At 41.2% G+C, this 20,980-nt stretch carries 23 protein-coding genes and 1 pseudogene; 11 read left to right on the plus strand and 13 right to left on the minus strand.

Features of this window, described 5'->3' with window-relative positions; all coding sequences use genetic code 11:
- Positions 1–122: 122 nt before the first annotated feature.
- Positions 123–2,111: a beta strand repeat-containing protein gene (locus RMZ43_RS18450; RefSeq protein WP_428850848.1), complete on the minus strand. Its 1,989-nt coding sequence runs from the start codon at positions 2,109–2,111 to the stop codon at positions 123–125.
- Between the two features lie 65 nt (positions 2,112–2,176).
- Between RMZ43_RS18450 and RMZ43_RS18455 the strand changes: the two genes are divergently transcribed.
- Together RMZ43_RS18455 and RMZ43_RS18460 are read left to right on the plus strand one after the other, a co-directional pair.
- On the plus strand, positions 2,177–2,374 hold the full coding sequence (locus tag RMZ43_RS18455) for a hypothetical protein (protein WP_322656017.1): 198 nt from the start codon (positions 2,177–2,179) through the stop codon (positions 2,372–2,374).
- 358 nt (positions 2,375–2,732) lie between these two features.
- The gene (locus tag RMZ43_RS18460) at positions 2,733–3,518 is read left to right on the plus strand and encodes a DUF3598 family protein (RefSeq protein WP_322656016.1); all 786 of its coding nucleotides are present in this window, start codon (positions 2,733–2,735) and stop codon (positions 3,516–3,518) included.
- A gap of 102 nt (positions 3,519–3,620) precedes the next feature.
- On the opposite strand, the pseudogene RMZ43_RS18465 reads toward RMZ43_RS18460, so the two are convergent.
- From RMZ43_RS18465 to RMZ43_RS18485, 5 genes and pseudogenes are all read right to left on the minus strand, one after another.
- A pseudogene (locus RMZ43_RS18465) lies at positions 3,621–4,483 on the minus strand (IS4 family transposase); the annotation flags it as partial.
- Positions 4,484–4,793: 310 nt separating this feature from the next.
- The gene (locus RMZ43_RS18470; RefSeq protein ID WP_322656015.1) at positions 4,794–5,063 is read right to left on the minus strand and encodes a hypothetical protein; all 270 of its coding nucleotides are present in this window, start codon (positions 5,061–5,063) and stop codon (positions 4,794–4,796) included.
- A 188-nt stretch (positions 5,064–5,251) separates the two neighbouring features.
- Positions 5,252–5,848: a hypothetical protein gene (locus tag RMZ43_RS18475; protein WP_322656014.1), complete on the minus strand. Its 597-nt coding sequence runs from the start codon at positions 5,846–5,848 to the stop codon at positions 5,252–5,254.
- A 540-nt stretch (positions 5,849–6,388) separates the two neighbouring features.
- Entirely contained in the window at positions 6,389–6,613 is a 225-nt protein-coding gene (locus RMZ43_RS18480; RefSeq protein WP_322656013.1) for a hypothetical protein, read from the minus strand.
- Positions 6,614–6,623: 10 nt separating this feature from the next.
- On the minus strand, positions 6,624–6,758 hold the full coding sequence (locus RMZ43_RS18485; RefSeq protein WP_428850849.1) for a hypothetical protein: 135 nt from the start codon (positions 6,756–6,758) through the stop codon (positions 6,624–6,626).
- A gap of 329 nt (positions 6,759–7,087) precedes the next feature.
- On the opposite strand from RMZ43_RS18485, the gene RMZ43_RS18490 reads away from it, so the two are divergent.
- The 6 genes from RMZ43_RS18490 (at position 7,088) to RMZ43_RS18515 (ending at position 11,014) form a co-directional block, all read left to right on the plus strand.
- Complete coding sequence (locus tag RMZ43_RS18490; protein WP_416212470.1) at positions 7,088–7,336, plus strand: transposase; 249 nt, start codon at positions 7,088–7,090, stop codon at positions 7,334–7,336.
- Between the two features lie 16 nt (positions 7,337–7,352).
- A complete protein-coding gene (locus RMZ43_RS18495; RefSeq protein ID WP_416212469.1) occupies positions 7,353–7,874 on the plus strand; it encodes a transposase in 522 nt (173 codons plus the stop codon).
- Positions 7,875–7,917: 43 nt separating this feature from the next.
- Entirely contained in the window at positions 7,918–8,406 is a 489-nt protein-coding gene (locus RMZ43_RS18500) for a GIY-YIG nuclease family protein (RefSeq protein ID WP_322656012.1), read from the plus strand.
- A 132-nt stretch (positions 8,407–8,538) separates the two neighbouring features.
- Entirely contained in the window at positions 8,539–8,742 is a 204-nt protein-coding gene (locus tag RMZ43_RS18505) for a hypothetical protein (protein ID WP_322656011.1), read from the plus strand.
- Between the two features lie 547 nt (positions 8,743–9,289).
- A complete protein-coding gene (locus tag RMZ43_RS18510; protein WP_322656010.1) occupies positions 9,290–10,210 on the plus strand; it encodes a M23 family metallopeptidase in 921 nt (306 codons plus the stop codon).
- 381 nt (positions 10,211–10,591) lie between these two features.
- Positions 10,592–11,014, plus strand: a complete 423-nt coding sequence (locus RMZ43_RS18515; protein WP_322656009.1) for an acyl-CoA thioesterase — start codon at positions 10,592–10,594, stop codon at positions 11,012–11,014.
- A gap of 908 nt (positions 11,015–11,922) precedes the next feature.
- On the opposite strand, the gene RMZ43_RS18520 is transcribed toward RMZ43_RS18515, so the two are convergent.
- From RMZ43_RS18520 to RMZ43_RS18535, 4 genes are all read right to left on the minus strand, one after another.
- Positions 11,923–12,189, minus strand: coding sequence for a hypothetical protein (locus RMZ43_RS18520; RefSeq protein WP_322656008.1), 267 nt, complete (start codon positions 12,187–12,189; stop codon positions 11,923–11,925).
- A 378-nt stretch (positions 12,190–12,567) separates the two neighbouring features.
- Positions 12,568–13,041, minus strand: coding sequence for a hypothetical protein (locus RMZ43_RS18525; RefSeq protein WP_322656007.1), 474 nt, complete (start codon positions 13,039–13,041; stop codon positions 12,568–12,570).
- A gap of 126 nt (positions 13,042–13,167) precedes the next feature.
- Positions 13,168–13,407: a hypothetical protein gene (locus RMZ43_RS18530; protein ID WP_322656006.1), complete on the minus strand. Its 240-nt coding sequence runs from the start codon at positions 13,405–13,407 to the stop codon at positions 13,168–13,170.
- A gap of 414 nt (positions 13,408–13,821) precedes the next feature.
- Positions 13,822–14,208, minus strand: a complete 387-nt coding sequence (locus RMZ43_RS18535) for a hypothetical protein (protein WP_322656005.1) — start codon at positions 14,206–14,208, stop codon at positions 13,822–13,824.
- A gap of 85 nt (positions 14,209–14,293) precedes the next feature.
- Between RMZ43_RS18535 and RMZ43_RS18540 the strand changes: the two genes are divergently transcribed.
- Entirely contained in the window at positions 14,294–15,949 is a 1,656-nt protein-coding gene (locus RMZ43_RS18540) for an IS1182 family transposase (protein ID WP_322656004.1), read from the plus strand.
- A gap of 304 nt (positions 15,950–16,253) precedes the next feature.
- Here the strand turns inward: RMZ43_RS18540 and RMZ43_RS18545 are convergent, their stop codons facing one another.
- Positions 16,254–17,474: an ISAzo13 family transposase gene (locus RMZ43_RS18545; protein ID WP_322656003.1), complete on the minus strand. Its 1,221-nt coding sequence runs from the start codon at positions 17,472–17,474 to the stop codon at positions 16,254–16,256.
- 176 nt (positions 17,475–17,650) lie between these two features.
- On the opposite strand from RMZ43_RS18545, the gene RMZ43_RS18550 reads away from it, so the two are divergent.
- Positions 17,651–18,013 (plus strand): hypothetical protein, encoded by a 363-nt coding sequence (locus RMZ43_RS18550; protein WP_428850894.1) that lies wholly within the window; start codon positions 17,651–17,653, stop codon positions 18,011–18,013.
- A 66-nt stretch (positions 18,014–18,079) separates the two neighbouring features.
- Here the strand turns inward: RMZ43_RS18550 and RMZ43_RS18555 are convergent, their stop codons facing one another.
- Positions 18,080–19,306 (minus strand): cytochrome P450, encoded by a 1,227-nt coding sequence (locus RMZ43_RS18555; RefSeq protein ID WP_322656002.1) that lies wholly within the window; start codon positions 19,304–19,306, stop codon positions 18,080–18,082.
- 398 nt (positions 19,307–19,704) lie between these two features.
- Here RMZ43_RS18555 and RMZ43_RS18560 point away from each other — a divergent pair, with 398 nt between their 5' ends.
- Positions 19,705–20,520, plus strand: a complete 816-nt coding sequence (locus RMZ43_RS18560) for an SDR family oxidoreductase (RefSeq protein WP_322656001.1) — start codon at positions 19,705–19,707, stop codon at positions 20,518–20,520.
- A 74-nt stretch (positions 20,521–20,594) separates the two neighbouring features.
- On the opposite strand, the gene RMZ43_RS18565 is transcribed toward RMZ43_RS18560, so the two are convergent.
- Entirely contained in the window at positions 20,595–20,906 is a 312-nt protein-coding gene (locus tag RMZ43_RS18565; RefSeq protein WP_322656000.1) for a hypothetical protein, read from the minus strand.
- Positions 20,907–20,980: the final 74 nt, after the last annotated feature.

Here is a 20,980-nt window from a genome sequence, read left to right on the forward strand (position 1 = left end):
TCCGTCCATGAGGGACGGGGCTTGTACCAAAAACTTCAATCTGTAATCTGCAATTTTCAATCTCCAATCTTCTTTGTCAAATCCAATTAGCTTTGAAGCAATTACACTACCTCCCCCTTACTTTAGACCAAAGTGCTGTAGTCCAAAGAGCCATTTGCAAAGATAAAATTCTCAAAACCTGTTGTGGTCAGTGTAATAACATTTCCATTGTTATTGAAGCTGATGTTAGCTGGGTTTAGGGCATTGCCCGAAATTAGACCAGAAAAAGTGAGTTCAGAACGATTGAAAGTACTGAGGTCTAAGGTATCAAAACCTTTTCCACCATCCACAGTCCCAGTCCCAAACCCTTTGAAGTAATCATTTCCAGTGCCTAGATCAATGTTGATACCGCTACCAATAGTAACTTTTTGTTTAACTCCATCGATGGTACTGGTGGATGTAATAAAGTCATTGCCATCGCCAGTCTTGATAGTTCCTTTTCCATAAATGCCGTATGCAGTACCACCAATTGTTGCTGTAGCCTGTCCGGTAAGAATGTCACAACCATTGCCAGTATCAATTACTCCGTCGTTTGAGATGCCATAGGCAGTGGCATTTGCGCCTGACATTTTGCCAGTACCACCTCTACCGCCCTTTCCTGTGCCAGTGATAGTGTCATTCCCATCCCCTGCATTCAGATTGCCATTATTGCTGATACCTGTTCCAGTGCCACCATTACCGCCATTACCGCCCTGATCGCCATTAGCACCATTACCGCCCTTTCCTGTGCCAGTGATAGTGTCATTCCCATCCCCTGCATTCAGATTGCCATTATTACTAATACCTGTTCCAGTGCAGCCTTTAGCACGGTTACTATAGTAATCGCCTTTTTCGCTGTTAGCGCCGGTACCAGTGCCGATGATAGTGTCATTGCCATCGCCAGTCCGGATCGTTCCTTGTCCAAAAATGCCTATGGCACTACCACTGTCATAAGGAACACCACCAATTGTTGTACTAGCAAATCCTGTAATGATGTCACAACCACTGCCAGTATCAATTACCCCATCGTTGGAGATGCCTCTGACGGTAAGGTTGTAAGCTAAACCGTTGCCAGAACCAGTAATTGTGTCGTTGCCCTGTCCTGTGGTGATGGTAGCACCTTTCATGTTCTGGATGCCAGTTTCATCAATTTTGTCGTCGTCAAAGAAGCTGCCAGTACCAGTTCCAGTGCCTACGATCGCGTCTTCTCCGTCCCCAGTATCCAGTTGCCCAGTGTTGCTGATGCCAGTTCCAGTACCGCCACCGCCATAGCTGTCGTCACCAGTACCAGTGCCAGTGCCAGTGATCGTGTCATTTCCTGAGCCTGTATTGAGACTGCCATTATTGCTGATGCCAATCCCTACACCGCCTGCGCCGGGTCCAACTCCAGTGCCGGGAATGCCCCCTATACCGATGCCAGCGATCGCGTCATTTCCGTCTTCGGTATCCAGTTGCCCAGTATTGCTGATGCCAGTCCCCAATCTACCACCACCGCCAAAGCGATTGTCAGCACCAATGCCGCCTTGACCGGTGCCAGCGATCGTGTCATTCTCCAACCCAGTATTCAGTTTGCCACTGTTACTGATGCCAGTCCCAAATCCAGCGTTGCCGCCAATGGAACTGAGACCGCCGCCGTTGCCGCCGTTGCCGCCAGTGCCATTGCTGATGATAGTATCGTTTCCCAACCCAGTATTAAGGATGCCAATGTTACTGATGCCTATCCCTGCACCGCCGTTGCCGCCAAAATTGCCAGATCCTAAAGTAAACTCCTCATCCGCGCCGTTGCCTCCACGACCCCCAATACCCTTGCTGATGATAGCGTCGTCGCAGGGCCCTGCATTCAGATTGCCATTATTGCTGATGCCGATTCCAGCACCGCCTTCGCTGCCATTGGCGTTCTTACCGATAACACCATCAGCCCCTTTACCGCCAGTGGCGTTGCCCTTAATGGTGTCCTTTCCTAAGCCTGTATCAATGAAACCTCCAGTTAAAATATCAATCCCAATTGCTGGAGATTTATTTAAATCTTCTCCTATTATTGTGTCGTCACCAGCAGTGCCTGTGAAATTGGGTGGAACCGTCAATCTAGGCATAATTACAATCCTCTAAATTCGGATTAGTACGGTCAGTTTGCTATCTGATGAGCAGTATACTAAAAATGCCCATATTTGAAGTAGCAATTTATTTATTAAACTGTTGGTTCCAAGCTACCTTACTAGTAGTCTTCCAAGAAAACTTTGTGTGGTGGCAGGCAGGGGGGGCTGGGGAAGATATTGAGGCTGGGGAGGAATTTTCTTCCCCTGCTACTTCCGCTCCCTCTGCTCGACCTGACTTTTCTCGTTATCTCCTTGATTGAGCGATCACTTACTATACCTCTAGCCCAAAGCCCTATTTTCTCGTAATTTATTGTCACTAATCTTAAGTTATTGAGAATAGAGTATAGTATGAAACTTTTGCTGCTTCGTTGTTTCATGACTTAACGGGAAAAGTCCGCTTTTGTACATAGCTTTTTGCTACACCAAATTGAACAGCAACTTTTCTGATTGACGTGCCACCTCCTTCGTATGCATTTACTATTTTCTTTCGTAGGTCAACTGAGTAAAGTTTCATTGTAATTCTTGATGCACTAATATTTAGTGTGCCTCATTAACCTCAAATCTACTGTAATACTATTTTTAACAATGAGATTTTAAATATACTTTGGACACAATATTATGGATGCAAAAGAACGAAATTGGAATTATTGTACTAACCATTTGCTCAATTGGCATGGAATTTGGACGCGATATACACCATCTGGTGATGTCAAAGAATCATTTCAAAGTCTAAGAAGTTTTGAAAGCAATCCAGAAAAGACTAAAATCGTCCACACTAATACTTATAGTTATGCAAATGGCGAAAATAAGCAAGAGAGTTGGGAATTTAATTTTCTGTCAAATAGCTTAGATAATGGACTTTTCCATCCATCACGCGAGACAATGCGAGGATATTTCTTTGCTTCGGGTCATGCTACTTGGGCAACAGTGGAGTTAAAACCCAACTCGTATTTTGGGATAGAATTGTTCTTTCGACATGAAGATTTACGACATAGTGTAGGTATTGTTTATGACGAGAACGGAAATTTATTTCATATAGCAAATATTCGTGAAGATTGTAATGGATTTCCTAGTAAATATTGGTCAGACAAATTAAATCAATTACCAGAACGAAATTTTAATAGTGATTGGCAAGGGATATCTATGACTATTACTCCCAATCTGAAGATTTCCGAACCAATAGCCACTCAATTTAATTGGCATACTGAAGGGCATAAATATTACTATCTACCTGATGGTGTTTCTGTCAATTGTCCTAATTCAATCAGTATAGGCACTCCCTTTTCTCTAATCGCCAATTGGTTGATTAATCCTTACAAAATGCATCAGCTAATTGCTAATTATGATGAGCTGGGGATGTTTGATTCACTGACGCTAGAAGCATTTATGATACCCAATGTTTAAGAGGTTCTTTGAGGTAGAGCGGGTAATTTCCTCAAATTTCCCTTCCATCTGCAAGGTAACTTTTTCGCCTACTGGTTTTGGTTTAGCCATACAGATCATCCAAGTTTCTTCTAAGTTATAGCCTCCACTCTTAAAATCACGGAACATCTCTCGGAGGCGGAGTGTCTCCGACTCCGCTCAATATCAAAACGTTGTTTATAAGCTTTGATAGCTGAGTCTAAATCATCTAAATTAGTCAGGATAAACCAGCCATCTTCCGGCGCAACTCCCAAACGTTTACGTTTCCATTTACCAGCAAGATTAAAGCTAATAAAGCCTGTAGCTTTTGTATATTTAATGCCTTGATAAAAGAACGAAACTCCAGGCGATAAGACTGAATTTTTTAATTGCAGCCAAATTTCCGGTTTTATTTCTATAAATGCATCTTTTTTTAGGCGTAAACAGAAATATACTTTCTGCTCTGTCAGCCAGTTAGCAAGCTTTATCGAACAAAACTCTCGGTCTCCTAACACGACAGTTTTATAATTATTAAGAAGCGGCAATGCTTTATTGAATACTGCTTCTTGTTCATCAAAATTACTTGAACCTAATTTTTCTAATAGCTTAAAATATATTGGGATAGACCTTTTATCCCAAACCACACTAATCATTAACAGATTAATACACCCCCAGTTAGTCCGGTCAATTACTAAATAAATAACTTCATTTAAAGGAAAATATATCTCTAACCGACTTTTAATAATTGGGAACCAAATTTATTCAACATTTATATAATTTAAAGATAAGAATCGTTGGATTTTCTTTCTTCTACTTTCAAATAATATTGGTATAGGTAAATCGGTAGCCAATGCTTCAAGGCTTACAGTTTTTATTGATTGTAATAAATTTATCAGGATTTTTAGTAATAAATATTCTGCACGTCCCAATTCTCGCTTGAGGTTTGTTTCGTAGAATTCTGGTAACATTATCATTAAATAGAGCTTGTTGCGAATGAAGGCTCTTTTTCTTTTACCACAAATTGCTACACTACTTGCCATATATCTATTTCAGGGTATTTTGTCTCCCCTCAAGGTATTGTTGCCAGAACTTTTTCTCGAAGTACGATCGCTAAGATTCGTTTTGAGGATTATGAATGTCACACTAAACGTCGTCAGTGATTGAGTCAGGTTGGATTGTTTGAAAACTTAATTAGCCAATTGGTATTGCAACAATTACGAGAAAGATTACAAAGCATCCGTGCGATGTATGGATTCAATTAACTCCTCAACTTCTTCTTCATCCAGACATTGTTTCACTTGGGTTGAACCACTCAAATTCTTCCGGTTCTGTGTCATTGACTCGATAGACGAGTAATGTTGCAGCAACGCGGGCAAGAGTAAGAGGTGATGGAGAAACGTTGCTCAGTAGATCACACGCATTTTGGTATATTTCCATGACTGATAATTCGGACAAAGGAGATCCCAACTGAGCAGAAAGCTGTTTTAGATTCTCCTGAATAGATGAATGGAAGTCTGGATCTTCGGGATGGGAAAGAGGGTTACTCATAATCGTCGTTCAAATGCCATTGGATTGAGACTAGAAGCAATTTAAATACTTTTACTGAAGTAATAGATGCGTTCAGAACAGCCATGTATGAGTCGATTTATTGATTGGTTGAACTTAAATCGTGACGTGTTTGCTGCTTATAAAGCTAGTTTAGGTTACATTTGGGCTTAATTTTTGTCTAAGTCCCGTTAAGTATGCAACCATTTTTCCATGACTTGATATAACCACTCCTTTTCTGGTTCACTGAGATATCTTCCGATTTCAATCCGCCGTGTTCCAACATCAAAACTAAGACGTAAATGCTGAACCACATTTGTGAGTTGTAAATTCTGAACCTCTTGCTTTTGAGCAGAGAAGGGCTTTTGGTTCGACCACAAGTTCCAATTACTCGTTTGGCTTCTTTGAACCAAATTAGAATCAAAAAAGCTAAGTGGAACTCTTCCAGGTATATATTGGATGTCTCGATAGCCGAGGGATAACAATGAACGGCTTGGCCCTCTTAATATTTGGGATAGACTAACAATGACGGAGATTTCGCCAAAAGCCCAACCCCCTAACCAAAAGAGTAAAAACAATGAAAAAGGAATAGACTCCTGATAAGACTTCCACAACATTTGCATTGCAAAAATTCCCCCTACAGTCCAACCCCCTAACCAAAAGAGTAAAAAACTACTAATTGAGACACGGAGAAAAGGATTATCTGGGTTCTTCCAGTTCAACTTCAAACCATTTGTAGTTCGTTCAACTCGGATAAGACTGCCAGATGGTAGCTGCGGAGTAATCATATTTGACTTCTCTAAAAAATCTACTCTAAATATAGAAAAAGAATTTGAAGAAGTTGTGAGATTTGTTTGCAGGAAGACCTATATTATTCCATTACTACTTGTTGAAAGAAGATACTCGGACTATTGACGAATGTACACCTATTAGGGTTGAGCCGAGATACAAGTAATGTATGCTAGATAGTCTGTACGGCTATTTAGTCTAAACTCCAGCTCACTAGATCCTACCAATCCGAACCGTATTCCCATCACTCTGGTTAAAGAAAAATCTCAGCCAACTTTTAAACAAGAGACAGAAACTGGGTTTCGAGCTTTATTTTCTAACATTATGGCTATAATCATCAGTTTTGTCTGAAAGTCTTATGTAGCAAAGATTATTGTTTTTCCACCGGAGAGAGTGATGGAAAAGCGTTAGGTGAGGTGGATAAGCTCTTGAGGCAGAAGAAAGAAATAAAACAGTGTATTCAAGGGGGTTGCGGTAGTAAAATCTACTAAAAATTTCTCTTTACTCCCCCTGCTCCCCTCTGCCTAAGAAAGCTCATTTCACGATGATCTAACTTTTTGGCGTTGATCCCCAAAAACTCCAGGAGGGAGAGGTTGGGGCTGGATTGCTACCCAGTCAAGGGAAAATAACGAAAATCTACTACTAGGTGGTGGCAGTGGTAAAGTTGGTGAACCACCATTAATAGATTGAGCTTCAGTGTCTGTAAGTTGAATTTCTTGAAGATAGATATCTTCAAGGGCTAGTTTTTTGAAGTTTGGTATCATAACTTTTTGATCAATTAATATCTGATAATTCTGACGCTGTTGGCTGTTGTTCGGAGTTAATGAATTCGGTCTTAGGTGGTTTTCCTATTGTTTTAGGAGGTTGTGGTCTATTTTTTGTAGGTTGTGAGTTCTGATTCTCGCTCATATTAATTTATCTCCTTTGTAGTTTTAATCATTTGATAAAGGAAGAAGTTCAGTCAGGAGGTAGAAAATTTGTGTGATGACGATTATGACTTCAAGGGATGTCATCTCAATTCCGTAATCAATAGAAAATTTTCTTAAAGCTTTACGTTGAATGCTATTACCCGGTTAAATTTAGCCCACCATCAGCCAATAGAATTTCTTATGTAGTTTGAAGAAAAGGCAAGGGATCTCTTAGCTTTTAGTAAGAGGTTGTTTGAAAAGTCGGTTAAGCAGTAAAAAAGCTCTCAGGGCGTAAGCTGTAAATACGTAGATACAGCACCATTGAGAGCGATGAGTAAAGTTTACCCTAGTAACTTGACCCCAGAACAATTTGAACTGATTAGTAGGTTAATACCACCCCCAAAACCCGGTGGTCGCAAATGTGAAGTCGATATCTTGGACATTCTCAACGCCATCTTCTATGTACTGTGTGAGGGCTGTCGATGGCGTGCTTTACCAGGGGACTTGCCAAACTGGCAGACAGTCTACACATATTTCCGTAACTGGCGCTGCATACGGGACATGGGTGAGGATGCATGATCAACTAAGGGAGTGGATGAGAGTAGCCTCAGATCGAGAACCGAGTCCATCAGAAGCGATTATAGACAGTCAAAGTGTGAAAAGTGCAGCATTAGTAAGTCAAGCAGTAGGCTATGATGCGGGTAAAAAAATCAAGGGACGCAAACGTTTTTTAACAGTGGATACTTTAGGATTAGTACTGAGGGTGTTGGTCACTGCTGCCAGTACGGGTGAGCGTGCTGGCGGGAAACAAGTACTACTGAAGGTCAAACGGATGGGAACTGCCGTGTCCCGCCTAAATCAGGTCTGGGTTGATAGTGGCTTTGATGGTGATCCTTTTATGCAGTGGGTGATGGACTTTTGCCGTTGGATTATACAAGTAGTCATCCGACCCAAAGAGCATAAGGGGTTTGTTTTGTTACCCAAGCGCTGGGTTCAAGGGAGCAGGTTTGCTGGTGGGAGCAGGGGAGAAAATTGCAGTAAGTCTTTCCCCCCTGCCCCTCTGCCCCTCCGCTCCTCTGCTGACCACAACGCTTGCGTTTCCTTGGCAGACTACTAGCTGCTAACAGGTTTGACTCCATTGAATTGTGGGGGATAATCTAGTGGTTTGTACATTCCCATTAATCACCTTGGAACGCAACCAGCTAAATTTATTTTCTGATTTGATCGTCACACCAGCACGCACAGCAGAGACACTGTTAATGAGGCTTGAGGCGCTGTTGAAGTGGAAATCTCAGATTTTTGAATATCAGCAGAAGGTTCAAGAGAACAAACCACCACAGCAGACGGCATTATTTGACCTTACCCCTAAGCATTGTGACCCAGACCAAATTGATCCACTCTTGCTGCGGCTTGTGCCAATGTCGTTTTATCGAATGCCAGTTGATAGTCCTGGGTCAACTTGTCTGTATTTCATCATAGACTCGGCGGCTTCTGTTGTGTTGTACGTGGGCGAAACGTGCCGCTCTAATAAGCGATGGCAGGGTATACACGCCTGCAAAGATTACATCGCCAGCTACCAGGATTTACATTATCGCTATGGGTTACTCTCCAGCAGTCAACGCCGCATTTTGGTGGGATGCTCCGGTTGATCGACGCGCACGGCAAGAGTTGGAGTTGAACCTTATTTTGAAGTGGCGCAGTCCATTTAATAAAGAGAACTGGGAGCGCTGGGGACAACCGTTTGGGTAAACTTTTTTTGTGACGATAAGAGGCTTACTAGAATGTCTGATAATTTACCTTTTCAAAATCCTGACCAACTACAGCAATGGCATCAGGGTATAAAAGATGCCAACCGTAATAATATTTTCTGTCATTGTCGTGCTTGCGATTATGAGTGGATAGATTCAGCATTTGATGTTACTTGTATTAAATGCAGTAGCAAAGACGTAGAAAGTATTTCATCTTGGCAGTTTCCCGATGACTAAATTGAAATGCTTATTGAATAGTACAATAGCGAAGCGAGTAAAACTTGGGTGTTGTTGTTTTGGTAATATAAGCAGCTCCTAACTTGCTGTGCCTCTGGTTTCCTGCCCTCCTTGCAAGCAGCGACAAATATAGCTTCGGGTGACTTAATTCCTTTCCAAGTTCACAGTGCTTCTTTGAGATAAGCGGGTGTTAAAATATCCCCAAATTCGCCGCAACGCAAGAGTTTTTGCATACGCTCCGGTCGCATATTTGACAAAAGCAACAATCGCCTCATGTGACCATTTTTCAGCACTGGGGAAAGCCCTTATATGGAACGTGCATAAAACAAGCGGCATTAATGTGTTAAAGATGACCAATAATTTTTTATTTGACACAAAGAGTGTCCTCTGCGAAAAACTTATAAGCCGTAACTGATAACTTAACAAACACTATGTTGTGAAATTATCAGGCAGGATTTTTAATGAACTTTTATAAAAAATTGGTTGGCTCTGCATAAAACTTGTGCGCCCAACGTAAAGTAAGCAAGATAGCCATAAGTAAAAAGAAATGCTTTTCTCAATTTCAGTTTTATTAGCAACACATTTGATTGTGCCAATTATTTTTATAGTCAGCTTATGGATTGACTTTCCAAAAAGCCAAATTGAACTGTTTATGACTATCTGGAGTTACGGTAGTTATATACTATTTATCTTTCTGGTTGGTAACTGGAGTTGGTTTGGGTACTACTTGCGCTATTTATTTCTATTCCTCTTTGCTATCGCAACGATTAAATATGCATTATCTTTTACTATACTTCCCCTTTGGCTTAACCCTGAATTAAATCAGTGGTCAGATTTACTGGCTGTCGGATTTGTATTGATATTTTTTATGTTTTTGAATCTCAAGGCATTCAAAGCCCATTCCACCTTTGAACCGTCGATTTCTCTTTCATTCCCACTCAAACAGGGAACATATTACGTTGCACATGGGGGAAATTCCTCGTTAGTCAATAGTCACTATAAAAATCAAGCACAGCGATTTGCTCTAGATATTGTCAAACTTAATCTATGGGGTATTAGAGCAAGAGGACTTTACCCGTCTGAGTTAAACAGATACGAAATATTCGACAATGAACTATACAGCCCTTGTGATGGAGAGATTGTCAACATTACAAATGAACTACCTGATAATATTCCGCCTTTGAAAGATGATATTAACTTGGCTGGCAACAAGATTGTGATTAAAACCGATAACTATCTTGTCGTTCTAGCACACATCAGAATTAGTTCAATCATAGTTACACAAGGGGAATTGATAAACAAAGGTCAGTTGATTGCAAAGGTTGGAAATTCTGGTAATACAACTGAACCTCATTTACATATTCATGCAGTCCAAGGTGAACAGCTAGAGGATTTATTTCATGGCATAGGAGTGTTAATTATTTTTGATGGGAGATTTTTAGTGCGTAATTCCCTTGTCAAAGCATGAACACAGCTTCTACCAATTCTCTATGAACTTGTACTAGATAATTTCGCCAGTGCAGTTATCTACTGCTCCATCAATTGCTTCACTTGAGCTATCTAACCAACTGTGCCGCCTTTAGTGAATTACCTACTGCATTTGTGTGTGTACGTTAGTCATAAGAGCGATGAAGATTTTTTCTCTATGAAACATTACAAAGCCTTCTACCATACCTGTAATAAAACTATCATCAAGTGAACGCCACAACAGGTTGGAAAATTATCAGATGTAAATAAGCTATGCTCGTTTTTCCTCATTTGTATTGTTTTTATCAAAAATTAATTTAAATATGTTGTCAACTAGTATTTTAACTAGTCAAATAAATTTAAATTCAAAGATTTTTAACGAATGAGTTTTGAACTTGTTTCTTTAAAACTACAGGGACGTCCAAATGATCTCGATAGTTTAGGTCATGTTAACAATGCTACCATTTTGGAGTATTTAGAAACAGGACGTTGGGATTGGTTAAAGCACCATAAGATAAATATTAAACAGAAAATTGTTCCAGTTGTGGCTCGGATTGAAGTTAATTATCGTAAGGAAATTATATTGGAAGATGTGATTGTCAACACTAAGTTAGAGCAATCAAATCAACCATCACTCTACCAAGCCAACTTTTGGCAATCAATTGAGGTTATCAAAGAAGGGAATTTACTAGTTGCTGTTGAAGCCCGCATTCAAGTAGTATTTATTGATTCCATAGAGCGAACTTTGCGAACGCTACAAGAATTTTTAAAATCAGCTAGCAATAATAGCAATTCTATTAATTGAGCTTATTAAATCGGCTGCAACAGCCTCTGCCACAGCCTAGTGTACCTCTGTTGGTCATCTGTAGTTCTGACTGCCAGAGATATTGCTTTCTTCGAGCCAATTACAATGGCTAATCTTCTAGCACGCGTCACTCTTATTACTTAGGGGGAAAGGAGTAAAAATCTAGTTACATAGGAAAATTAATAATGCGCGGCTACTACTGCGTCCTTGCTCTGACCTTAGATTTCCTCTTATCAGCATCCCATTCATCGTCAGCAGCTATATTCTGTAGACTGCCAAGGAAGAAGCTTAAAATCGCGGATGCCGTCTATGATACGGTAATACTTGGGATACCTTGAGGTTACTTCTAAAACTTTGTAATGCCAACTTCAAGATTATTCGTTTTTTGCATAAAGTCTTAGACAGGAGGTGAATAGTATTATATAACGGTATTCACTATGCATTAACCGGGGACAACATTAATTGTCTCCTATATAATTTACTTCTATCTAAAACTGCTCTGGCCTAACTCCAGGGCAGTTTTGTATTGTACGGTAAAAGGAAGATTTGCAGATGTACTAATGGTTAATCACCCCCAGGTCTTTCAACACAGCACGGGCAACTTCCTCCAAGTTCTTATTTTTCCTTAGCCCACGAATGCGTAGGCGTAGCCCGCCGCAAGCATCGCTCTGGTGTCATCCCTCAGATAATCTGCCCCCTTCATCTGTTAACGTTGCTCTCCTAGCTCTAGGAGCCACCAATTCTCCCAAATTAAGCAACAGATGCTCCCTTACGAAAGTCTTGCTGCATCTCAGATTTCTGGCATTGCGAATAGTTTTGATGGGCTTGTTTTATGTCTTTGCTCCCGAAGACTTGTGCCCACTGTAGTTAAGCGTATGAATTACTGCACAAGGAGAATCGCTACTTTTTCACTCTACGCTCCCTGCATCAATCATTTTGGCTAGAGACTCTGCATTAAACCTTGTAAGCGATTCTGCTAGTTGCTGAAAATATCTGTACTGGTCGTTGGCGTACTCCCCAGGTTCCAGTTCTAAAAGCTCGCAAAACCGAAAATAATCGATTGTCCAGTTTAATTCACCAATGGCATTGGCGAACTTTTCGGCTATTTCTCGTGAAGAGGTGCTAACTGTCGGGGGCTTGCCGTTATGCTCATATTTTCCTGGGCGCTCTGTCATCTCTCATGCTGTAGTAAGTTTGTATTAATAGCAATTTTAATCTTATAAAGTCGTTTGACGGAAGTAGGGTAGGACTAGCAGTAAACTTACTTTAATAATGAGTTTGACTCAACTTGGTCATACTTTATTTGATTTCTTGACCAGTGGAATTTCTATGTTAACCAAAACCCTGACCCTGATATTGCTTTCTCGAAACGCTCAGTACCTTTAGAGATTGAATTACAACATATCTCAGCATCTGGGTAGTCAAATTATTTAAACCTGCGGTAGAGCCGACATGCCTGAAAAGCCGAGATTCACAGCAAGCAACATTATGCTTAACTTGTACAGTGCTAAATCCTAGTTTAGATAAAGAGTACTTAAACTCTTATAGCTTAACTATACTTGTCCTTGAAGAATTTGAGTCAATTCACTGCGGCTGCGATTTGCTTCTGACCAAAAAGCTACCCAAAAAATAATTAGCATCAACATCGGCATACCCACAAATAGCGCAGCCACATAATTAGGCATAGCACCTGTCAATGTTATGGGAATTACTGCACTATACCAGGATAAAAACCAGAACCCTAAAAATGCCATTACAAAGGGATGTATCCTCATTTGTACATGAATCAAGGTTTGGTGAGATTCTACTTCAAAGCGTCCTCGAATCACTGGTAAAAACGAGTTCTGGTAGTGAATTACGCGACTGATTTGAAACCCTGATTCCGAAATGGTTCCTTGATAAGGGAGGTGTTTCTTAGAGAATCTAAATGCTTTTGTCGGTTCAACTTTTGCATTCAGCCGTTGCAGAACTATAGGCAGGGCATCAGGTGTCAAAATCGTAAAGCTATCGTCGGGTAATATTTTCATCTTGATTGAGGTTACTAGCTGACAATAAAACTTCGATAATTTGTAATATGAATTCTCTTAGTTTATTTAACATAGGGTCTTGTTTCAAGTTTTCCCTGAGCAGTAGCTTTTCTAACACAAAAGCTCTCAAACCGAATCTCCAGATCCCAAACCGGAGCTTCGCGCCAGATTTTTCACCAACATACTTGACCCTGTTGTTGACGCAGCATATTCAACAAGTTTATCGATTTTTGTAGCTTGGCGTTGCTCAAATCCTTTGCCAGGAATGGTAGTAGGTTTGTGTGATTGGATATGGGGATTTATAGCAGTGTTAAGAATTTGAGGAGTAAAGGGAGAGCGATCACTCTTGGGTTTTCCTCTGTACAAGACGCTACTCGCGTTCGCTTGAAAAATTTGAAGTTACGAACCACATTGATAGGTTTTGGCAATTTGGCATCACAAGTCTGTGAATTGCGGTTTAAATGAGATATCGACAGAACAGAACAGACACAAATCGCCAGTTTTGACCCAATGCTGTAGAACTCAGCAACCAATTCACAGTATTCGGTTATCACTTCACCGCAACTGGTTAGAAATCCACTAGAAAATAAATAGTAAATCTACTCCCGGCGTACTCGCCTACGGTAGGTAAGTTAATCGGCACTTAAATTGCATAATAATAAGATGAAACTGTTTAAAAGCAACTATGCCGCCACCAGCCAAAAACTTTTTAATGCCGGAACAAGTCACCCAACTAGGGGTAAAAGTAGCGAGGACACTGTTGGCGAATTCGGGAAATGCCTATGGGTTCGTAGTTAATTCAGCAATGAAACGATTGAGAGCTTTCAGTGCAGCTTTGTATCCAGTGGCTTGCTTACCTAACTTGAGTTCCAACAAAATGCGATCGCGTAAAGCTTCAAGTGCTTCTAGTTGGGGCAGTAAGGCGGTTGAAGTTTGAGTATTCTCAACATTCGGTATATTACACGGTTGAAAAGAATTGGCTTCCCATGTATTACTTGGTAAAGTATTGTCCCGCACAATTTGTTCTAAATAGTCAGCACGAGTTAAGCCGTTGCATTCTGCTGCAATACCCAAAGTCTTCCAGGTTTCATCGGTTAGTCTCAGGGAGCGAACTAAACGATAGTCGTCGTTTTTGAGTGCAAACTTTCCCTGAATATCCCGTTTCATTTTTTTAATACCATGTATTACAACGATAGTGTAAAACATAAAATGGTGATGTAGTAAAGCTAGTCGCGCTTTGGAAGAAAGTTTTATGTCAATGCAGCCTCAAAGTATTCCTCCGGTTCCCCCAGATACGGAAGCTGTAGCGCGTGCAGCTTTTCCAAAAGGCAACATCTATGTTTTACTGCGCGACAACTTGGGCAGCATTTATGCTGATGAAGTGTTTACAGCGTTGTTTTCTAAGCGGGGACAGCCAGCACAATCACCGTGGCGGCTGGCTTTAATTAGCATCATGCAGTTTGTGGAAAATTTATCTGACCGTCAAGCCGCAGATGCAGTGCGTTCCCGAATTGATTGGAAATGTGCCTTAAGCTTGCCTTTGACAGATCCTGGGTTTGATTTTTCGATTCTGAGCGAATTTCGCCAGCGATTAATTTCTGCTGATGCAGAACAATTGTTGTTGGATAAGCTCTTGGAGCGATTACGGGATTTGGGATTACTCAAACGAGAGCGACAGAGAACTGACTCAACCCATATTCTCGCTGTTGTTCGTAACCTCAATCGCTTAGAAACATTAGGTGAGACGTTGCGAGCAGCACTTAATAGTTTAGCTACTGTAGCACCAGACTGGTTCATTAACCACCTTCACTGTGACTGGTTTGACCGTTATAGCCGCCGGATAGAAAATTACCGATTGCCGAAGTTGGATAGTGAGCGGGAGGCTTTGGGGAACTTAATCGGAAAGGATGGATTTGCATTATTGAGTGCCATTTATACTATGGAAGCACCCGAATGGTTACGCCAGATCAAGGCTGTAGAAATCTTGAGGCAAGTTTGGGTACAACAGTTTTATGCTCCTAGTGAAGAAGGTGTTGTGCAATGGCGTACAACAAAAGATATGCCACCTTCAACAATTGCTATTCACTCGCCTTATGATGTTGAGGCGCATTACAGTAGTAAGCGTAGCGTTGACTGGGTGGGATATAAAACCCATGTGACAGAAACTTGTGGTGATGATTGTCCTCACTTGATTACTCAAGTTTATACTACCTTGTCTACGGTAACAGATGATGCTGCGGTTGAACCTATCCATCAAGGTCTAGAAGAAAAATCATTACTACCAAACGAGCATTTAATGGACACTGGCTATGTAACGGCAGAACATCTTGTTAATAGCCGCACTCAGTATGATGTAGAAATTATTGGCCCAGTTCGTAGTGACCCTAGTTGGCAAGCGCGTAATCACTCGAAGTTTGCTGCTGACCAGTTTAAGTTTGATTGGGACAACCAAGTAGCTACTTGTCCTATGGGGCAGCAGAGTGTGACTTGGCTACCTCAAATCGACAAGCGCGGACAGCCAATTATTGACATTCGATTTCCTACTGCCGCTTGTCGAGCTTGCCGAGTTCGTCGCCGTTGCACACGTTCAAAAAAAGATCCTCGTGGGCTGACTATCCGCGCTCAAGCCTTTCACACAGCACTGCAAACTCGTCGTCAATCTCAAGAAACACCTGAATTTCTCAAAATTTACCACCAACGTGCAGGAATAGAAGCTACTTTGTCTCAAGGAACCAGACGTACTTGTTTGCGACGCTCTCGTTACAAGGGATTGGCAAAAACTCATCTTCAACACATTCTAATTGCTACTGCTCTTAACTTTTTACGCTTGGATGCTTGGTTTAACGAAGTACCAATTGCTAAAACTCGTATTTCTCGCTTCAAACAATTACAGCCCAAACCCGCTTGAGCAATACTTAGAGTCCCTTATCCATGTAACACACGGTTGATTAGTCAATCATTTTCTTTTTCCGTGTATTACATGGTTAGTTTTTAAAAAACAAAATATTTCAGTTCGGTTGACATTCAAAAATTTGGCAGCAATTATCAGGAGCATTTTTGGTTATGTAATACATGGCTTGAGGTCATACAAATTCATCGCTTTACTCCTCAGTCCATCCGCTCTACATAAGCATTTCCCGAATTCGCCAACAGTGTCTTCGCTACTTTCTCCCCAACTACAGCAAGGAGTCAAGAAAAAATAAGTTGAACAATTAGTTGATTGTTCTTGGTTTGATCTGATAGTTCCACTCACCATGAAAAGCGTGCCGTTCAATTGCAATTGCATTCAAATCTTCAGGGCTAACTTCAATACCAGTAGGATAAAGGTTTTCATCTAGCATGGGCTGAATTTCTAAGCCGTTATTTGTGGTGGTATGAGTGATGAGATTAATCACTACTTGTAGGCTAGTTAAAGGTTTGCCCCGCCAGTTGGTCGTAATGTGACAGAACATCCGATGCTCGATTTTGTTCCACTTGCTGGTACCAGGAGAAAAATGACTTACGTGAATGGTTAAACCAGTTTCATCAGCCAAATCTTGCAATCGCAATTTCCACAGTTTAGTACGATAGCCATTAGAGCCACCACAGTCGGCAGTGAGAAGTAGATGTTTACTATCTGGGTACAAAGGTTGACCCATCTTAAACCACCAGTGACGGATAGATTCAACGGCAAATTCAGATGTATCGTGGTCAATGCCAACACTCACCCAACCTTTATTCAACGTGAGGTCGTAAATCCCATAAGGAATCGCTTTTCCTAATTTTGGGTCTACAAAATCATGTATCCGTACTTCGACTGGTTCTTCTTGAGGCTGCCATTCCTGTCCAGGATTTTTAAACTCACCAATGAGTTCCTTCTTTTTTGTATCCACTGAAATCGCCGGTTGACCTAGATTTTGGAATTGTTCAACCTGTTGATTTATGTACAAAAATTGAGCATCCCTGTCTTGATGTGACGAGCCAGCAAGGGTTTTCCGATTCGATTGTAAACTATACCCTAACCAATTTAACAAGGTATGCACTGTCCGTGAACTAACTTTGTGTCCCATTCGTTGCAATTCACTTGCCAATTTCGCTCCACTTTTGCTCGTCCAACGTAAAGGTGACTCTGGATCTCCTAATGTTGTAGGTTCTACTAAAGATTGCAAGTCTTTTACTAGGGTTAAGTCAATCTCTTCTATTAGTTTTCTTCCCCCACCAGGGCAGCGTATTTGCTCTCGATTGGCTGATTGATTCTGATTGTCTAATTCCTTTAGCCCTACATAAATTGTCGTGCGCGATAGCCCAGTGGCAAGAGATACTTGGCTCACGCCGCCTCTTCCCAGGATTTGAGCTTCTATTGCTGCCCAAATGCGACGGGTTTTCTCATTCAGATATGGAGAAAAATATTCGTACTTTGTTTTGATTGCTTCAACTATTTCTGCTTTTGACATGGGTTGCTATGCCTGCCCGTTCCCATGCTTTGATCATAGTTCTATCTTCAAAAAACGTTCAAGTTATTTTTTCTTAAATCCTAACACACCACTTTGGTAAAACAGGTAATTATTACTATAAGATTGCCAGAGCAGAAGATGACCGCTCAGTTGAAGCAAATCGAGTTCGCAAATCGATTGGTGCAGAAACTTCGTTTGCACAAGACTTAAGTGATATCAGCCAGATGTTGCAAGAACTTGAACAGATTGCCCAAATTGTCGAGCAACGGTTGGAGCAGAATGAAACGCGAGGACGCACATTAACGTTAAAAGTCAAGTTCTCTGACTATCAGCAGTTAACCCGCAGTAAGACAATGCTTGCTCCCATCAGTGAACTCTCTATGATTTTTGAGATAGCCAAAGCGCTGTTTGAGTCGATTAACTTGGAGAATCGCAGTATTAGATTGCTGGGGATTTCGTTATCTAATCTGGATAATGCCAAACAGACCCAAGTGATTCAATTGCCGTTATTTGAGAATGCAGATATCACTTGGGAGTGATTGACTTAGTTCTATTTTTATGGGTCAACCTAAAACAAAAATCTATTACACTTCAAGGGAAGTATTTCAAAAATTGAAAGCAACAGGCATTGATTTCATGCCCCTCAAGGAAGGGTTTTCATACCATTCAATCTGATCTGTATCTAACCGCAGATTAGGCAAGCGTTGGACAATGGTATTTATAGCTATTTGTGCCTCAAGTCTGCCAAGGGATGCGCCGAGGCAAAAGTGGGTTCCTTTGCCAAAAGCTAAATGTGGGTTTTGTGAACGTGTAATATCTAATTTGTCGGGATTGAAGAATTGCTCAGGGTCACGGTTAGCAGCACCAATCGCTAGAAATAGGCGCTGCCCTTGGCGAATTTGTTGACCATTGATTTCGAGATCGGTAAGTGCTATGCGAGCTTGCCGTTGTACTGGGCTATCGTAGCGCAAAAACTCCTCCACAGCAGTTGTGATTAAGGAAGGGTCATTCTTTAACTTTTGCATCTGACTGGGATTTGCGAGTAAAGCAAGTAAGCCATTAGCAATTAAGTTAGTGGTAGTTTCATGGCCTGCAAAGGTTAAGAAAACACAATTTGATAAAATTTCTTCATCTGAGAGTGAATTTTCTTTCTCTTGTGCAAAGATGAGGCTACTTATGAGATCATCTTGGGGTTGACAACGACGTTCTTCCAGTATGAAGTGGAAGTATTGTTTCATTTCCAGAATACTTTTTTTAGCATTAGTCAAAATTTCTGTGTCCATACGGAACAGTCCAAAAAATTTAGCTAAATCTGATGACCATTTCTTAAACTGTTCGTAGTCTTCGGAATTTGCACCCAGCATTTGTGCAATAACGATTGCAGGTATTGGGTAAGCTAAATCATGAATAATATCTATGTTACCCCGTTTATAAATACTATCGATAAGTTGGTTTACTAAAGAGTGAATACTGGGTGCCATACTGCCAATAATATGAGGAGTGAATGCTTTATTAAATAGCGTGCGTAGACGTGTGTGTTCTGGGGGGTCGCAAAACAGCATCCACTTTGATAAACTTTCCAAAAGTGGAAATATATTCTGTTGCTCTAATTGGGATAATTTGCTAATTGGCGGACGTTTAGCCGAAATCCGTTTGTCTTGCATTGCAAATGCAACGTCCTGATAACGCATCAGATACCAGCCCCCCAAAAAATCATTCCAGTAAACAGGCTCTTGTTGCAAAATCCGACGATAAGTAGGATAGGGATTGGCAAAGACTTCTGGGGCAGTTAGATTATATCGGTCTTTTTCTGGATTAGTTAATGATGTCATTTGTCCCAAGAACACTTACTTTCAAGGCACTTGCTCATTCAGCTTACTATGAACCTATTCCACGAATAAAGTATAAAGATTACGGGAAACCATTACCCAACAGAGGATCAACCGCGCCAGTAGGGGAGATCCATAAAAATAAATCTCCAGCCAAATTACAAACGAATAATCGACTACGCCCACGATCCAGCCACGTTCGCGTAGCATCTCCAAAGGAGAAGGCTAGGGATTTATTTCGGGTTTGTGCCAGAACCAGAGAAGGATAACCCCCAAAGAACAGCCAGCATTTCAAATGCTGAACAATCCCCCAAATCTTCGCCTAGCTGTAAAGAAAAAAGCAAATTGACTGGTAATATAAAGCTCTAGAATGAGCAATCTTCCGACTGGAAACATTGATTATGAGCTTTGCTAATAAAACCATTGTTCTCACAGGTGCATCAGCAGGGATTGGGCGAAAGCTGGCAATCTCGTTAGCCCAACAAGATGCAAATTTAGTCCTAGCGGCTCGTAATCAAGAAGGATTAGAACAGACACTGACTGCTTGCACAAATCATACACACAAGGTGATTGCAGTAGCTACAGACGTAACTCATGCCGTTGCTTGCCAGCAGTTGATAGAGAGAGCAATTACCGTATTTGGGCAGATTGATATTTTTATCAACAATGCCGGAATTGGAATGCTGACGTGCTTTGATGAAGTGACAGATTTATCCATTTTTGAGCGGGTAATGCAGGTAAACTATTTAGGTGCGGTCTATTGTACTCATTATGCCCTACCCTATCTAAAAACTAGTCGAGGACTATTAGTGGCGATTTCTTCAATTTGTGGCAAAACAGGTGTTCCAACTCGTACAGGTTACGTTGCCAGTAAACACGCCATGCAAGGCTTCTTTGATACATTGCGGATGGAATTGCAATCAACAGGAGTAGATGTATTGGTTGTTTCACCAGGGTTTGTCGCCACAGATATTCGGCAACGAGCCTTGGGAGCAGATGGAAAACCATTAGGCAAAAGTCCGCGTGATGAAACGCAAGGCAATATGTCAGTAGATGAGTGTGTAGATCAAATTATTTGGGCGATGGAGCAGCGTAAAAGAGAACACATCATGACGTTGAAAGGTAAAATACTCCCTTGGGCAAAGCTAATTATGCCAGGATTGGTTGATCGTATAACTGCTGCGACCGTTCGCAAGCCAACTGCTACCCAGAAGTAACCAAAACTTCAGAAACTGCGTGGCGAGTAAATGATTTTAACTACTCCACAGTACAGTTTAGTACATCTCTCTCCTCACTCACTCCAACTCTCTACCGCCACATACTCCCTACTGAAAACATAAAAAGCACCCGCCCCCCACAGCGTACCACCAGAAACCCCCCTGGTTAAGAGTAGTCTTTCACTACCCCAGACTGCCATTGCCGGCAAACGAGATTGTAGACTTGTACTGTTCTGTCCGATCGCTAAATCTGCAATGACCTCTACATTTTCCCAGCCAGGAGGTAGATAGTTATAACTCTTAACCCTGCCAAGCAGTTCAGGAAGAGTCAAGTGTTCGGTAGTAGATTTGACTGCTGTAAAGATATTCTCATTGTGAGTACCCAAGGTTTCATTTGTAGATCGTTCCGTTGAAAGGAGGACGGTTTGGGCTGCTGTGCCTTTATCACTGCTTGATTGCG

It is taken from the genome of Nostoc sp. CmiVER01, assembly GCF_034531135.2.
GTDB lineage: Bacteria > Cyanobacteriota > Cyanobacteriia > Cyanobacteriales > Nostocaceae > Nostoc.

Bases quoted from the DNA above. Each gene is read 5' to 3' on its own strand.
- RMZ43_RS18460 (WP_322656016.1), top strand. From the start codon at position 2,733: ATGGATGCAAAAGAACGAAATTGGAATTATTGTACTAACCATTTGCTC.
- RMZ43_RS18525 (WP_322656007.1), bottom strand. From the start codon at position 13,041: ATGAAAATATTACCCGACGATAGCTTTACGATTTTGACACCTGATGCC.
- RMZ43_RS18450 (WP_428850848.1), bottom strand. From the start codon at position 2,111: ATGCCTAGATTGACGGTTCCACCCAATTTCACAGGCACTGCTGGTGAC.
- RMZ43_RS18560 (WP_322656001.1), top strand. From the start codon at position 19,705: ATGAGCTTTGCTAATAAAACCATTGTTCTCACAGGTGCATCAGCAGGG.
- RMZ43_RS18475 (WP_322656014.1), bottom strand. From the start codon at position 5,848: ATGATTACTCCGCAGCTACCATCTGGCAGTCTTATCCGAGTTGAACGA.
- RMZ43_RS18495 (WP_416212469.1), top strand. From the start codon at position 7,353: ATGAGAGTAGCCTCAGATCGAGAACCGAGTCCATCAGAAGCGATTATA.
- RMZ43_RS18480 (WP_322656013.1), bottom strand. From the start codon at position 6,613: ATGATACCAAACTTCAAAAAACTAGCCCTTGAAGATATCTATCTTCAA.
- RMZ43_RS18535 (WP_322656005.1), bottom strand. From the start codon at position 14,208: ATGAAACGGGATATTCAGGGAAAGTTTGCACTCAAAAACGACGACTAT.
- RMZ43_RS18470 (WP_322656015.1), bottom strand. From the start codon at position 5,063: ATGAGTAACCCTCTTTCCCATCCCGAAGATCCAGACTTCCATTCATCT.
- RMZ43_RS18490 (WP_416212470.1), top strand. From the start codon at position 7,088: ATGAGTAAAGTTTACCCTAGTAACTTGACCCCAGAACAATTTGAACTG.
- RMZ43_RS18485 (WP_428850849.1), bottom strand. From the start codon at position 6,758: ATGAGCGAGAATCAGAACTCACAACCTACAAAAAATAGACCACAACCT.
- RMZ43_RS18455 (WP_322656017.1), top strand. From the start codon at position 2,177: ATGCCCATATTTGAAGTAGCAATTTATTTATTAAACTGTTGGTTCCAA.
- RMZ43_RS18505 (WP_322656011.1), top strand. From the start codon at position 8,539: ATGTCTGATAATTTACCTTTTCAAAATCCTGACCAACTACAGCAATGG.
- RMZ43_RS18515 (WP_322656009.1), top strand. From the start codon at position 10,592: ATGAGTTTTGAACTTGTTTCTTTAAAACTACAGGGACGTCCAAATGAT.
- RMZ43_RS18520 (WP_322656008.1), bottom strand. From the start codon at position 12,189: ATGACAGAGCGCCCAGGAAAATATGAGCATAACGGCAAGCCCCCGACA.
- RMZ43_RS18540 (WP_322656004.1), top strand. From the start codon at position 14,294: ATGTCAATGCAGCCTCAAAGTATTCCTCCGGTTCCCCCAGATACGGAA.
- RMZ43_RS18555 (WP_322656002.1), bottom strand. From the start codon at position 19,306: ATGACATCATTAACTAATCCAGAAAAAGACCGATATAATCTAACTGCC.
- RMZ43_RS18510 (WP_322656010.1), top strand. From the start codon at position 9,290: ATGCTTTTCTCAATTTCAGTTTTATTAGCAACACATTTGATTGTGCCA.
- RMZ43_RS18545 (WP_322656003.1), bottom strand. From the start codon at position 17,474: ATGTCAAAAGCAGAAATAGTTGAAGCAATCAAAACAAAGTACGAATAT.